Consider the following 12,789-nt stretch of genomic DNA (forward strand, 5'->3'; position numbering starts at 1 on the left):
CTCACCCCAGCTTGCGGATGACCCGTTCGAGCCGCGCGGCGAGCTGCGCGTCGTCGGGAGGCGCCGCGCCCTCCTCGGCACCGCGAGCCCATGCCAGGCCGATGTAGCGCATGAGGCCCGCCAGCAGGTGCGTCGTGATCTCGGCCTGTTCCGGGATCTCCGCGAGCTCCTCGTGGCCGGCGCCCTCGCGCAGCGCATCCTGGCGCAACCGGAGCTCGATGATCTCCCGCAGTTCGCCCTCGACGGCGGTGAGGCGCTCCATCTGCCGCGCGAGCAGCATCGGATTGCCCGAGATCGCACGGATCCGGCGCATGATCAGCTGCGGATCGGTCGGGATGTGCTCGGGCTCGATCCGGACCAGCCGGACCGCGCCGGCCAGGAGCGGGCCGTCCGAGACGATGAACTCCCGTGCGGCCCGCTCGTCGATGGTCGGCACGTCGGGCCCGAGCAGCGCGGCATCCTTCGTCTTGAAGTGGTTGAAGAACGTGCGCTGGCTCACGCCCGCGCGGGCGCAGATCATGTCGACCGTCACGTCGTCGTAGCCGTGCTCGAGCACGAGCTCGACCGCGGCGCTCTCGATCGCGGCGGTGGTCGCGGCGACGCCGCGACGGCGGGGTGCGGCTGCGGTCGACATGATCTGCTCCTCGGTCTACTCGTACCGTAGCGACTCGATCGGATCCTGTCGGGCCGCTCGCCGGGCCGGGAGCACACCCGACAGGAACGCGATCAGCATGATGACGAGGATGACGACCACGACCGTGCTCGGCTCGAACAGCAGCAGCGTCAAGCCGGGCAGGTCGGCCAGCACGGTGCCCGCCGCCACCGACGAGATCGCCGATCCGACGCCGATCGCGGCGAGAGCTCCCAGCGCGGCCCCGAGGAACCCGATGACCACGGCCTCGAAGCTGAACAGCCCGAACACGCGCCCGTTCGACATGCCCATCGCCTTCATCAGGCCGATCTCGCGGGTGCGTTCCTGCACGCTCATCAGCAGCGTGTTCACGATCCCGAAGGATGCCGCGATGAGGGCCACGATCGCGAACGCGCTGAGCACGCCGATGATGCCCGTGATGACGGTCTGGATCACCCCGAGCTGGTCCTCGACGGTCTGCCCGGCGAGATCGGCGTCCGAGAGGTCCGCCTTCACCGAGGTCACGTCGGAGGAGGTCACCTGGCCGCCGTCGCCGGAGCCGGCGAGGTAGGCCACGGCGACCGCGTACGCGTCCGGCTGGCCGGGGGCGGCCTGGGCGTCGGCGATCAGGTCGGTCACGGCCTGGTTCACTCCGGCGCCGGACGCGAGCAGGCTCGTGCGGGCGATGCCGACGATCTCGACGTCCGTGGTCTCGGCGGCGTTCGCGGCATCCGTGTAGCCCAGGGTCACGGTCTGGCCGACCGCCGATTCGGCGTCGTCGAAGCCGAGCGCGTCGACGTAGTCCTCGGGGAGCAGGATCTGCGGCTCGTCGGCCTCCTGGTCGAGCTGCGTGCCGGCGACGAGGTCGCTTCGGGCGATCGAGGACGTGGGGTTCACGTCGAGCTCGAACTTCCCGTCGGCGTCGCCGGCTGCCGCGATCCAGTCGACCGTGATCGGGCGCACCGGCTCGACACGGTCGACGCCGTCGATCGCCCGCGTGGCGTCGAGGTCGTCGTCGTTGAGGAGCGTGCCCGAGCCGAGCGGGTTCGCCTGGCTCGACTGCTGCCGCCCCTCGGGGTCGTACTCGTTCGGACCCTCCGAGGTGTCGGTGGACGCCGCCGGCGTGACGAGCAGCACGTCGCCGGTGCTGAGCGAGGCGACCTGCGTGGTGACGTAGTCGTTCACCCCGGCGCCGAGCGCCGTGGTCAGCGTGAGCGTGAAGGCGCCCACGAACAGGCTCAAGACGGTGAGGGTCGTGCGCAGCTTGCTGCGGAAGGCGTTGCGGGTGGCGGTCGCCACGACGTCGGCGGTCCTCATCGGGCGCCTCCGATCGCCATGGCCGGTTCCGCGGCATCCGCGCGATCGACGATGAGACCGTCGGCGATCGTGATGCGCCGGTCGCAGCGGGCGGCGAGGTCGTCGTCGTGGGTGACGACGACCAGCGTGATCCCGCGGTCGCGGTGCAGGCCGAAGAGGAGGTCCTCCACCCGGCGGCCCGTCGCGGAGTCGAGGTTGCCGGTGGGCTCGTCGGCGAAGATGACGTCGGGCTCGTTGATGAGGGCGCGGGCGATGACGACGCGCTGCTTCTGCCCGCCCGACAGGTCGGTGGCGCGGTTCCTCGCCTTGTCGGCGAGGTCGAGTGCCTCGAGCACGGCCATGCCGCGGCGGGTGCGTTCGCGCTTCGGCACTCCGGCGACGAGCAACGGCAGGGTGACGTTCTCGAGCACCGACTGCTGCGCCGTGAGGAAGAACTGCTGGAACACGAACCCGAAGCGCTCGTTGCGCAGCCGGTTGAGGGAACGCGGGGGCGCGCTCGCCATGTCGGCGCCGTCGACCTCGACGCGGCCGCCCGTCGGCCGGTCGAGCAGGGCGAGCACGTGCATGAGCGTGGACTTGCCCGAGCCCGACCGACCCACGATGGCGAGGGACTCGCCGCGCCGCACGTCGAGGCTCACGCCGCGCAGCGCCTCGAACCGGCTCTCCCCGGTTCCATAGCTCTTCGTGAGGTCGGCCGCGCGGAGGACCGGTGATTCGGGGGGCGGGGGTGCGAGTGACATCGGCGTTCCTTTCAGTTCATGAAGCAAGGAATTGCAGTGACTGCAACTAAAGCTTCACAAGCTGCAGAATGGCTGAGAACGTGACGAGAGACACGACAAGCGCGCAGCCGGTGTGAAGATGGCAGCCGTGGATGCCCGATTCACCCGAGCCGTCGAACCGCATCGGCACGAGCTGCTCGTGCACGGCTACCGCATGCTGGGCTCGGTCCACGATGCGGAGGACGTCGTGCAGGAGACGATGCTGCGGGCGTGGCGCGCCTTCGACCGGTACGACCCCGCACGCGCATCGGTTCGCACCTGGCTGTACCGAATCGCCACGAACGTGTGTCTCGATGCGCTCGAATCGAGGCGAGCGAGGCCGCTGCCCTCGAGCGCCGGCCCCCCGTTCGATGATCCCGATGCACCGTTCGAGCCCGCCGCGGAAGTGCCATGGCTCACGCCGTTCCCCACCGATCCCGACGCGCAGGCGATCGAGCGGAGCCGGCTTCGCATCGCGCTCGTCGCCGCCCTGCAGCTCCTGCCGGCCCGCCAGCGGGCCGCTCTCATCCTGTGCGAGGTCCTCGACGTGCCCGCCGCCGACGTGGCCGAATCGCTCGGGACGACCACGGCAGCGGTCAACAGCGCTCTCCAGCGCGCACGTTCGCGGCTCGCCCGGGCCGGCGTCGACCCCGAGGCCGCGGCCGAGCCGCCCGCCGAGCAGCGCGCGGTCGTCGACCGGTACGTCACCGCGTTCCAGCGAGCGGATGTCGCGGCGATCACCGCCCTGCTCGCCGCCGACGTCGTGCTCGAGATGCCGCCCATGCGGAACTGGTACCGCGGGCGCGAGGACTATGCCGGGTTCATGCGCCGCGTGTATCGCGAGCGCGGCGCTCGCTGGCGAACCGAGCCGATCTGGGCGAACGGCGAGGCGGGCTTCGTGGCGTACCTCGACGGGATGATCCACACGGTGCAGGTCCTGACCGTCGAACGGGGCCTCGTGACGAGGACGACCGTCTTCGCCTCCGCGGAGGTGTTCGCGCTCTTCGGCGCCCCGGCTGAGCTGGGATGAAACCTTGTCCGCGCTGCGATGAATCCGTGTCCGCCCGGCGGTACGTACGGGTGAGACCGGCAGGGTGTCGGTCCCTCGAGAACGGGAGCCCCGCATGGCCAAGGTCATCGTCATCCAATTCATCACCCTCGACGGCGTGGTCGAGGATCCCGACGGCCGGGGTGGAACCGCCTTCGGCGGCTGGGCGTTCCGATTCGGACCCGAGGCGATCGCCGGCGACAAGTTCCGTCTCGGACCGACCCTCGACGACGGCGTACTGCTGTTCGGTCGCCGCACGTGGGAGCACTTCGCCCGCCTGTGGCCGTCGCGCACGGATCCCTTCGCCGCGGCGATGAACCGAGCCCGGAAGCAGGTCGTGTCGAGCAGTTCGCTCGACCTCGAGGCGTGGTCGAACTCGGGCCGGTTGGACGAACCGCTCCTCGACGGCGTGGCCGGGATGGCCGCCGATCGCGACGTGGTCGTGATCGGCAGCACGAGCGTGGTCCGGGAACTGCAGGCGGCCGGCGCCGTCGACGAGTACCGTCTGCTGACCTTCCCGATCGTGATCGCGCAACCGCGAGCCAGACGGCTCTTCGATGCACCCGAGCGACTGCAGCTGGTCTCGGTCGACATGGCGGGACCCGCGGTCCTGTCGGTGCTGGCGCGTGCGACCGGCACGTGATCGCACGGTCGACCGCCACGATCCACCGCCACGATCCACCGCCACAGGACCTTCGTCCTGCCAAGGACCCTGTCGCGGCGTCGGACCGGGTGCTAAGAACGTGCCCATGGGGGACACGACTGCGACTACGACGACGGCGTCGCGCTCTGCGCGCGGTGCACTCATCGCCACCTCGGTCTCGGCGCTGGTGGTGAATGCGAACACCTCGGCGGTGTCGATCCTGATCCCCGCCATCTCCGAGGACACGGGCACGCCGACCGACACCCTCCAGTGGGCGGTGACCGGCTACTCCCTCGTGGGGGCGGCCGTCATCGTCACCTCGGGCGCGCTCGGCGACGTGTTCGGCCGCCGGAGGATCTTCCTCGGCGGTCTCTTCCTGTTCATCGCCTCGTGCGTGCTGATCGCGCTCTCGCAGGAGGGTCTCGGCGTGATCGCCGGCCGGTGCATCCAAGGTGCGGCGGGCGCCACGATCCTCGCATGCGGCATGAGCCTGCTGTCGGCGTCGAACACGGGCAAGGCGCAGCTGCGCGCCGTCACGCTCTGGGGTGCGGCCTCGGCGATCGGCGCCGCCGCCGGACCGCTGGTCGGCGGCCTGCTCGCCTCGACGCTCGGCTGGCAGGGCCTGTTCTGGATCGACGCCGCGATCGCGGCGGCCTGCGTGCCCATCACGCTCCTCTCGGTGCAGGAATCGAGCGACCCGAACCGACCGCGTTCGATCGACTGGACCGGCACCGTGCTCATCGCCGCGATCCTCGCCCCGCTCATCTTCGGGCTGACGAACGGCAGCGCGTGGGGCTGGGTCTCGCTGCCCACGCTCTCGTGCTTCGCGATCTCGATCCTCGCGGCCGTGGGGTTCATCCTGGTCGAGCGTCGCGTGAAGGCCCCGCTGCTCGATCTGGCCCTACTGCGCAACAAGATCCTCGTCGGCGCCACGCTGTCGATCCTGCTCGGCTCGGGCACCGTGAACGCGATCATGTACGTCGTCAGCCTGTACTTCCAGGATCCCGCGACGCTCGACATGAACGCCTTCCAGGCCGGTCTCGCGACGCTGCCCGTCGCGGCCGCCGCGGTGGTGATCGCGCCGCTCATCACGCCGATCGTCGGCAAGATCGGGGCCCGCACGACCATCGCGGTCGGATTCATCATCATGACCGTCTCGTTCGCGGCCCTCGCGTTCGTGACGGAGAACTGGACCTACGCGCTGTTCGTCCTGCCGCTCATCGGCGTCGCGGCCGGGATGAGCCTGCAGAACGGCCCGTGCTCATCGATCTCGACGGCATGCGTCGATCCCGCCGAGGTCGGTGCCGCATCCGGCATCTCGAACATGGCGCGCTACGTCGGCGCCGCCGTGATGACCGCGATCGTCGCGTCCGTCTACAGCGGGGTCGGCTCGCGTCAGGTGGCAGCGGGCGAGTCGGATGCCGTCGCCCTCGCCCATGCCTTCTCGTGGTCGTCGATCGCGATGGGCATCTGGTGCGCGCTCGGCATCGCGCTCGCGCTGCTCGTCGCTCGCAAGGTCACTCGCCGGCCCGCCGAGTTCGAGGCGGCCGCCGCCGCGGCGTCGACGTCGCACACGCTCACACCGCCCGACGACGTGCGTCGGGCCGACGCACTCGCCGGCAGCGCCACGACGGATTGAGCCGCGCCGGATCCGCGACGGCGAGCGGATGCCGGAGCACCCGCCCGCCGTCGAGGCATGCGGCTCAGTCGGACGACGCGGCGGTTCCGATCCAGCGGGCGTACATCGCGAGATCACGATGGGCACGGTCCGCCCAGGCCGCGGCGCCCGTCGCCTCGGGCGAGCCGATCCGCTCCTCCGCACGGGCGAGTTCGCGCGAGGCCTTGTCGAGGTCGCCGTCTGCGAGCGCCTCGAGTGCCTTGTCGAGGCGATGCCCGACCTTGTCGGCGCCGTCGTCCGACAGGCAGTCGCCGTCGACCGCCGCCCCGAGCGACTCGCGCATCACCGCGATGCCCGTCGAGGCGGCTCCCGCCGGATCGCGGTGCGGCGCGACGGCGTCCACGCGATGTGCGCCCTCGGACAGCGCGGCCGCCTGCTCGTCCGAGAGCTGGTTGTAGGCGAAGAGTCCCGTGCCGTCCGACCCCGCCGCGTTCACGGAACGGATCTGCTCCAGCACGGTGCCGGGGGTCGAGCCGCGGAACGGCCCGTAGGTGGCGGTGTAGAGGTACTCGGACTCGCCGACGCGCTCGCGCATCACGGCCGTGTCGCGCGCCACCGAGGTGCCCGAGGTGCCGAACGACATGCCGGTGAGGACGTCGACGTACCCGCGGTCCACCCAGTCGCCCCAGTTCTGGAACTTCTTGTCGAGCCCGTCGACCGGGTCGGCGAAGACGGCGGCCGAGAGCGCCAGATCGGGAGCGATGCGCTGCTGCAGCTCGCGGACCTCGCCCACGAACGAGGTGACGTTGGCGATGCGCCAGTCGGTCCACAGCTTCCACTCGGGCGACGAGGGCGTGAGCGTGTACGGATCGACGCCGTGCTCCTGCGCGAACGCCGCTCTCGAGAAGTCGCTGTACGAATAGCCGGCGGTCTCCCATGGGAGCGACACGGGGTAGCGGATGTAGTCGAGGTGCACGCCCTCGATGTCGTACTCCGTCATCAGCTCCGTGAGGAGCGACTGGACGTACGCCCGGGCCTCGGGAACGGCCGCATCGAGGAAGTAGTAGCCGGGTTCGGCGATCGAGGGATGCAGGCCCGCCTTCCCCACGTCCCTGCGCTGGATCGCCGCCCACTCCGGGTGCACCGAGAGGATGGGGCCGACGCCGCCGGTCTGGTCCGAGCCGACGAAGAAGGTGTGGATCCAGGGGTGCACCTCGATGCCCCGCTCGTGTGCGCCCTCGATCCAGACCTCGAGCGGATCGAAGCCGACCATGCTCGGACGCTGGGGGGCTATGCCCGCGGCGGCCGCGGCGTCCGACGGGAAGATCGTGTAGCCCTGGTAGATCGTCTCGAGGAAGATCATGTTGAACCCGGCCGCGTCGATGCGGTCCAGGGACGCCTCGATGGCCTGCGGGGTCGTCTCCTCGGGTCGGACCCACGTCGCCCGGCCCTCGGCGACGCGCGATTCCGCGGTGCGGTACGCGGCCAGTTCGGCGGCAGCGCGCGCCGACCCCGCGAGTTCGACGGCGGATGCCGCGTCGCCGGCCTCCGCCGCGGCGCGGGCCTCGGCCAGCAGCGCGGCCGACTCGTCGGCGGCCTCGCCGGCCGCGTCGACCGGGAAGGCGAGGCAGGAGTCGACGGCGGCGCCGATGCGGCCGGCCGCGTCGGCGAGGGCGCGGTCGGCGCCGAAGATGGCGGTGCGTTCGTCGACGGTCGCGCTCAGCGTCGAGCCTTCGATGCCGATCGTCGCGCCGACGACCGCGTTCGCCTGCAGCCAGGTGCCGCGGCTGCCGTGACCGGAGAGCACGAAGCCATCGGCCGGGATCTCGCGGTCGTTGCCGCCCGCGCCGGTGACGACGCCGCCCTGCACCGTGACCTCGAAGCCGAAGTCGTTGGTGCCGGTCGTGGCCCGGCCGGATGCCGGGGTGTATTGCACGAGCTGCTCTGCCCCGCGGCATCCGGGGTAGCAGACGCCCGTGCCGTCGACGCCGGGGGGATTGGTCTCAGCGGTGGGGTCGACCGCATCGAGGGTCGTGGTCGCGGTGCGCGAGATGACCGGGCCGATGCTGAGGGCGTCTCCCGGCCGAACGTGGTCGCGGAGCCACGCGCGCACGTCGGGGGTGCCGCCGGGGGAGACCGACAGCACGATCCCGTCGGCGGGGATCGCGTTGTCGCCCGGCTTCCAGGACGGGTCGGCGCACGTGGCGAGCACGGTGCACACGCGCTCGACGAGCCACGTGCCGTCGGTGCCCGGGCGGAGCACGGCTTCGCCGCCGTACTGGTTCGTCTTGGTGGTCGCGCCGAAGGCGGGTGTGTAGACCGCGACCATGCCGGCCAGCCGGCTCGGGGGGTTCACCGCCGCGACCGGTAGGCGGGCGCCGTCCGGGGCGGTGACCTCGTCACCTGCGACCGGCGTGGCGGGGGCGGCGACGGCCGCGGCGGCGGGTGCCGCGCCCAGGGCCGGCGCGGCAATCACGCCGCCGACGGCCAGGGCGGCGGCGGCGCAGGCGGCGAGCATCGCCAGGCGCCTCGTACGTCTCGAATGATTCACGATCGATCCTTCGTTCGGGTCGTCTGCCGGCCCGGCGTCGGCGTCGGTGCCGGATCGGTCCGATTGGTTCGGACCAATGGTTGGTCAGGCTAACCATGCGCGTGGCGCGCCGCAAGAGCCGATCAGTCGGATTCATCGAGAATTCCGGATGCTGCGCCGGGGGTGTGTGGAGTCGATGGTCTTCCCGTGTTGCAGTGGTACGAACCATTTGCTACCGTGCCCGTCGGACGCACCCTTCCGCTCCCGAATCGAAAGGTCCCACAATGACGTTGAACCGAACGCGACGCGCGCTCGGCGCCGCCGCGGCCGCCTCAGGACTCGCGCTCGCGCTCGCCGGCTGCAGCCTCGAGGGAGTCGACACCGGCTCCGAGGCATCCGCCGACGAGCTGTCGACCGTCGAAGGCGAGATCAGCTTCGCCACGCTCGAGCTGAGCTCGAACCCCGACCTCGCGAAGTACATCGAGGACACCATCGCCGCCTTCGAGGACGAGTACCCCGGCACCGAGGTCGAGTGGATCGACGTGCCCTTCGCGGGCGCCCAGGAGAAGTTCGCCGCCGACGCCGCGGCCGGGAACCTCCCCGACGTCGTCAACATGAACCCGAACTTCGCGCAGCCGCTCGAACGGGAGGGCGTCTTCATGGACATCGACCAGGCCGACCCCGAGCTGGCGTCCGAGTACGTCGAGGGCGCGTGGAAGGGCTTCCAGGTGCCGGGCACCGAGGGGACCTTCGGGGTGCCGTGGTACCTGACCAGTGAGGTCACCATGTACAACGCCGACCTGTACGAAAAGGCCGGTCTCGACCCCGACGACGCCCCCGAGACCTTCGAGGAGCTCTACGAGGACGCCGCCGCGATCTCGAAGGCGGGCGCGGGAGCGTACTACGGGCTGCACCCCGCCTTGGAGAACCGATTCCTCACCGACCTCGCCAAGATCGGCGTGCCGCTGATCGACGAGGACCTCGTGTGGACGTTCAACACGCCCGAGGCCGTCGAGCACGTCGAGATGCTCGCCGAGATGTACCAGTCGGGCGTCTTCCCGGCCGACTCGGTCACCCAGACGCTCAACGACGCCAAGGAGGGCTACCAGGCAGGCACCGTCGCGGTCTTCCCGTCCGGCCCGAACTTCCTCAACGGCATCGAGCAGAACGCGCCGCAGGTCTTCGAGAACACCCGCGTCGCCCCGCAGATCGCCGCCGAGGGCGAGCCGATCAACATGTCGGTCATGGGCCTGCTGATCCCGAAGACGAGCGAGAACAAGGGCACCGCGCTCGCGTTCACGAAGTTCATCACCAACGCCGAGAACCAGCTCGCCTTCTCGAAGGTCGCCCCCGTGCTGCCCTCGGTCACCGAGGCGCTGGAGGACCCGTTCTTCCAGGACGACTCCGACGGCACGGAGCTGTCGAAGGCGATCAAGCTTTCGGCCAACGGCCTTGAGCGCGCGGAGAACCTCACGCCCGTGCAGTACGACGACCAGGTCAAGAACGCGGTGCTCGCGAAGATCCAGCTCGCGCTCACCGGTGAGCTCTCCGCGACGGACGCGCTCGACCAGGCGGTCGAGGCGGCCAACGAGATCACCGGCGGCGGGGAGTAGTCGCGATGCGGCCCCGAAGGATCCTCACCCCGTGGGTGCTCATGGCTCCGGCGCTCGCCGTTGCGCTGATCTTCCACGTCGTGCCGTTCTTCCGAACCGTCCAGCTGTCGTTCACCGACTTCCGGCTGGCGTCCGGCGGGCAGTACGTGGGTCTGGAGAACTTCGGGGCCCTCGCCACCTCCGACGTGTTCTGGCTCTCCGCCGGCAACACGTTGCTCTACGTGGTCGTCGTGGTGCCGCTCCTCGTCGTCCTGCCGCTGCTGCTGGCGATGCTGGTCCAGCCGAAGATCCCCGGCATGTCCTTCTTCCGGGCGTCGTTCTACACGCCGGTCATCGCCTCGATGGTCGTCGTCGGCCTGATCTGGGTCTTCCTGCTCAAGGAGCGCGGCCCGGTCAACTGGCTGTTCCAGACGCTCAGCATCGTGCAGGAGCCGCTGCCGTTCCTCACCGATGGCACGCTGCTGCTCTTCAGCTGCATGCTCGTCACCGTCTGGAAAGGTCTCGGCTTCTACATGGTGATCTACCTCACCGCGCTCGCGAACGTGCCGGGCGAGCTGCACGAGGCGGCGCAGGTCGACGGCGCCGGCGGCATCCGCCGCTTCTGGTCGGTGACCGTGCCCTCGGTGCGGCCGACCATGCTGCTCGTGGGCGTGCTGTCGGCGATCGCCGCCATGAAGGTGTACGCCGAGATCTTCGTCATCGCCGGTCCGACGGCCGGCCCCGGTGGCACCGTCCGGTCACTGGTCTTCACGATCCGCGAGGTCGGATCCGGGTTCGACGGGCAGGTCGGCTACGCGGCGGCGATGAGCCTGGTGCTGTTCGTCTTCACGATCGGCCTGACCGTCGCGCTGCAGAAGCTCAGCAGGGAGAACGTGGAAGCATGAGCGTCATCGAATCCACGGACGCCGCGCGCGACGCGGCACCCGCCATGCCCTCCGCCGGCGCCGAGACCGAGCCCCGGTTCCGGCGGCGCCGCCGGCTTGGCGCGGCCGGGGTCGCCACGCGCGCGCTCCACTACGTCGTGCTGCTCCTCGTGCTCGCGCTGCTCGTCGGTCCGTTCCTCTACACGCTCGGCACCGCCCTCAAGGGCGACGCCGACAGCGTGTTCTCGTACCCGCCGTACCTGATCCCGCGCGACCCGACGCTCGAGAACTTCGCGAAGGTCGCCGACGTGATCCCGGTGTGGACCTTCATCGGCAACTCGTTCATCGTCGCGAGCGCCTCGACCGTGACGAACATCCTGTTCGGCTCGATGGCCGGCTTCGCCCTCGCTCGGCTGCGCTTCCGCGGCAACACCGCCGCCTACCTCACGTTCCTCGCGACGCTCGTGATCCCGTTCGAGGTGATCTTCATCTCCGTCTTCCTCACCGCCCGGCAACTCGGCCTCGTCGACACGCTGCTCGGCGTCATCCTGCCGTCGGCGGTCACGGGGTTCTCGATCCTGCTGTTCCGCTCGGCGTTCCTGTCGCTGCCCAGGGCCATCGACGAGGCGGCCGTGCTCGACGGGGCCACCGAGTTCCAGCGCTACTGGCGCGTGTCGATGCCCTCGGTCACGGGCACGATGGCCGTCGTCGGCATCTTCAGCTTCATGTTCGCGTGGGACGACTTCCTGTGGCCGCAGATCGTGCTCACGAGCCAGGAGAACTACACGCTCACGGTGGGCCTGCAGTTCCTCGCGGGCGCGTTCGCCGATGATCAGAAGGTCGTCGCCGCCGGCACGATGATCGCGGTGATCCCGCTCATCATCGCGTTCTTCCTCGCACAGAAGTGGTTCTTCCGCGGCGCCGGAGAAGGGGCGGTGAAGGGATGAGCATCGAATTCGACCAGACTGCGGCGGGGGCGCCCGCAGGGGAGGCCGGCGTGCCCGCCACGGTGACCTCGGCCGCTCCGGCCGCCCCCGCTGCCGCCGTGCGCTCCGACCCCGGCTCGAAGGCCGACGCGATCCGTGCTCGGCTGCGCGACGAGGTCATCGCGAACCTCTCGCCGCACGACCCGCTGCCGCCCGAGCGCGAACTCGTCAACCGCTTCGGCGTGAGCCGGGCGACCATCCGGCAGGCGCTGGCCCGCCTCGCCGACCACGGCTGGGTGTACCGAGTGCAGGGATCGGGCACATTCGTTGCCGACAAGGACCTCGTGACGAAGTCCCCATACCTGACCTCGTTCTCGGAGGACATCTCCGAGCGCGGCATGACGCCGGGATCGCGGGTGCTGCGGCTCGAGCACGGCCGCGCCGACGAGCGCGTCGCCCGGGAGCTGCTCATCCCCACGGGCGCTCGTGCCGTGCACATCGAGCGGCTCCGTACAGCCGACGGCGCCCCGATGTGCATCGAGAGCCTCTGGCTTCCCGAGTGGCTGACGGGCGACAACCTCGGCCCCGAGCTCCTCGGGTCGCTGTACGAGTACTTCGACCACGCCGGCGCGACGCCCGCACGTGCACACCAGACGATCCGGGCCGTCGGCCTCGACGCCCAGCAGGCCGAACTGCTCGAATCCGAGCCGGGCGCTCCGGCGCTGCTCGTCGCCCGCATCGTGTTCGACACCCACGGCCGTCGCATCGAGTCGTCCACGGGCGTGTACCGCGGCGACTCGTACGACTTCCAGATCAACGTGAAGCGTCGAAGCTGATGCGCC

Annotated in this window: 11 protein-coding genes; 7 read left to right on the plus strand and 4 right to left on the minus strand. The window is 70.4% G+C overall.

Features of this window, described 5'->3' with window-relative positions:
• Window position 1 precedes the first annotated feature (1 nt).
• The 3 genes from JOD46_RS05290 to JOD46_RS05300 are packed head-to-tail and all read right to left on the minus strand — an operon-like array spanning window position 2 to window position 2,688.
• Complete coding sequence (locus JOD46_RS05290) at window positions 2–634, minus strand: TetR/AcrR family transcriptional regulator (protein ID WP_204392193.1); 633 nt, start codon at window positions 632–634, stop codon at window positions 2–4.
• Between the two features lie 15 nt (window positions 635–649).
• Window positions 650–1,948: an ABC transporter permease gene (locus JOD46_RS05295; protein WP_204392195.1), complete on the minus strand. Its 1,299-nt coding sequence runs from the start codon at window positions 1,946–1,948 to the stop codon at window positions 650–652.
• A complete protein-coding gene (locus JOD46_RS05300) occupies window positions 1,945–2,688 on the minus strand; it encodes an ABC transporter ATP-binding protein (RefSeq protein ID WP_204392197.1) in 744 nt (247 codons plus the stop codon). The genes JOD46_RS05295 and JOD46_RS05300 overlap by 4 nt, the downstream gene beginning before the upstream one ends.
• Before the next feature lie 112 nt (window positions 2,689–2,800).
• Between JOD46_RS05300 and JOD46_RS05305 the strand changes: the two genes are divergently transcribed.
• The 3 genes from JOD46_RS05305 to JOD46_RS05315 all read left to right on the plus strand — a co-directional run bounded on the left by JOD46_RS05305 (window position 2,801) and on the right by JOD46_RS05315 (window position 6,036).
• Complete coding sequence (locus JOD46_RS05305; protein ID WP_307834919.1) at window positions 2,801–3,736, plus strand: RNA polymerase subunit sigma-70; 936 nt, start codon at window positions 2,801–2,803, stop codon at window positions 3,734–3,736.
• Between the two features lie 94 nt (window positions 3,737–3,830).
• Complete coding sequence (locus JOD46_RS05310; protein WP_204392201.1) at window positions 3,831–4,397, plus strand: dihydrofolate reductase family protein; 567 nt, start codon at window positions 3,831–3,833, stop codon at window positions 4,395–4,397.
• Window positions 4,398–4,503: 106 nt separating this feature from the next.
• Window positions 4,504–6,036: an MFS transporter gene (locus tag JOD46_RS05315; protein ID WP_204392203.1), complete on the plus strand. Its 1,533-nt coding sequence runs from the start codon at window positions 4,504–4,506 to the stop codon at window positions 6,034–6,036.
• Between the two features lie 64 nt (window positions 6,037–6,100).
• Here JOD46_RS05315 and JOD46_RS18770 read toward each other — a convergent pair whose 3' ends face one another.
• A complete protein-coding gene (locus tag JOD46_RS18770) occupies window positions 6,101–8,566 on the minus strand; it encodes a glycoside hydrolase family 10-like protein (RefSeq protein WP_204392205.1) in 2,466 nt (821 codons plus the stop codon).
• Window positions 8,567–8,829: 263 nt separating this feature from the next.
• Here JOD46_RS18770 and JOD46_RS05325 point away from each other — a divergent pair, with 263 nt between their 5' ends.
• From JOD46_RS05325 to JOD46_RS05340, 4 genes are read left to right on the plus strand one after another with little or no spacing between them, the layout of a single operon-like run.
• The gene (locus tag JOD46_RS05325) at window positions 8,830–10,158 is read left to right on the plus strand and encodes an ABC transporter substrate-binding protein (RefSeq protein WP_204392207.1); all 1,329 of its coding nucleotides are present in this window, start codon (window positions 8,830–8,832) and stop codon (window positions 10,156–10,158) included.
• A gap of 5 nt (window positions 10,159–10,163) precedes the next feature.
• Complete coding sequence (locus tag JOD46_RS05330; RefSeq protein ID WP_204392209.1) at window positions 10,164–11,042, plus strand: carbohydrate ABC transporter permease; 879 nt, start codon at window positions 10,164–10,166, stop codon at window positions 11,040–11,042.
• Window positions 11,039–11,968, plus strand: a complete 930-nt coding sequence (locus tag JOD46_RS05335; RefSeq protein ID WP_204392212.1) for a carbohydrate ABC transporter permease — start codon at window positions 11,039–11,041, stop codon at window positions 11,966–11,968. The genes JOD46_RS05330 and JOD46_RS05335 overlap by 4 nt, the downstream gene beginning before the upstream one ends.
• Window positions 11,965–12,783 (plus strand): GntR family transcriptional regulator, encoded by an 819-nt coding sequence (locus JOD46_RS05340; protein WP_204392215.1) that lies wholly within the window; start codon window positions 11,965–11,967, stop codon window positions 12,781–12,783. The genes JOD46_RS05335 and JOD46_RS05340 overlap by 4 nt, the downstream gene beginning before the upstream one ends.
• Window positions 12,784–12,789 lie beyond the last annotated feature (6 nt).

Origin of the sequence: Agromyces aurantiacus, from assembly GCF_016907355.1 — a bacterium.
GTDB classification, from domain to species: domain Bacteria; phylum Actinomycetota; class Actinomycetes; order Actinomycetales; family Microbacteriaceae; genus Agromyces; species Agromyces aurantiacus.

What these genes read in the sequence shown, in the direction of transcription:
- JOD46_RS05300 (WP_204392197.1), bottom strand. Translation starts at nt 2,688, where the DNA reads ATGTCACTCGCACCCCCGCCCCCCGAATCACCGGTCCTCCGCGCGGCC.
- JOD46_RS05330 (WP_204392209.1), top strand. Translation starts at nt 10,164, where the DNA reads ATGCGGCCCCGAAGGATCCTCACCCCGTGGGTGCTCATGGCTCCGGCG.
- JOD46_RS05335 (WP_204392212.1), top strand. Translation starts at nt 11,039, where the DNA reads ATGAGCGTCATCGAATCCACGGACGCCGCGCGCGACGCGGCACCCGCC.
- JOD46_RS05315 (WP_204392203.1), top strand. Translation starts at nt 4,504, where the DNA reads ATGGGGGACACGACTGCGACTACGACGACGGCGTCGCGCTCTGCGCGC.
- JOD46_RS05310 (WP_204392201.1), top strand. Translation starts at nt 3,831, where the DNA reads ATGGCCAAGGTCATCGTCATCCAATTCATCACCCTCGACGGCGTGGTC.
- JOD46_RS05340 (WP_204392215.1), top strand. Translation starts at nt 11,965, where the DNA reads ATGAGCATCGAATTCGACCAGACTGCGGCGGGGGCGCCCGCAGGGGAG.
- JOD46_RS05325 (WP_204392207.1), top strand. Translation starts at nt 8,830, where the DNA reads ATGACGTTGAACCGAACGCGACGCGCGCTCGGCGCCGCCGCGGCCGCC.
- JOD46_RS05290 (WP_204392193.1), bottom strand. Translation starts at nt 634, where the DNA reads ATGTCGACCGCAGCCGCACCCCGCCGTCGCGGCGTCGCCGCGACCACC.
- JOD46_RS05295 (WP_204392195.1), bottom strand. Translation starts at nt 1,948, where the DNA reads ATGAGGACCGCCGACGTCGTGGCGACCGCCACCCGCAACGCCTTCCGC.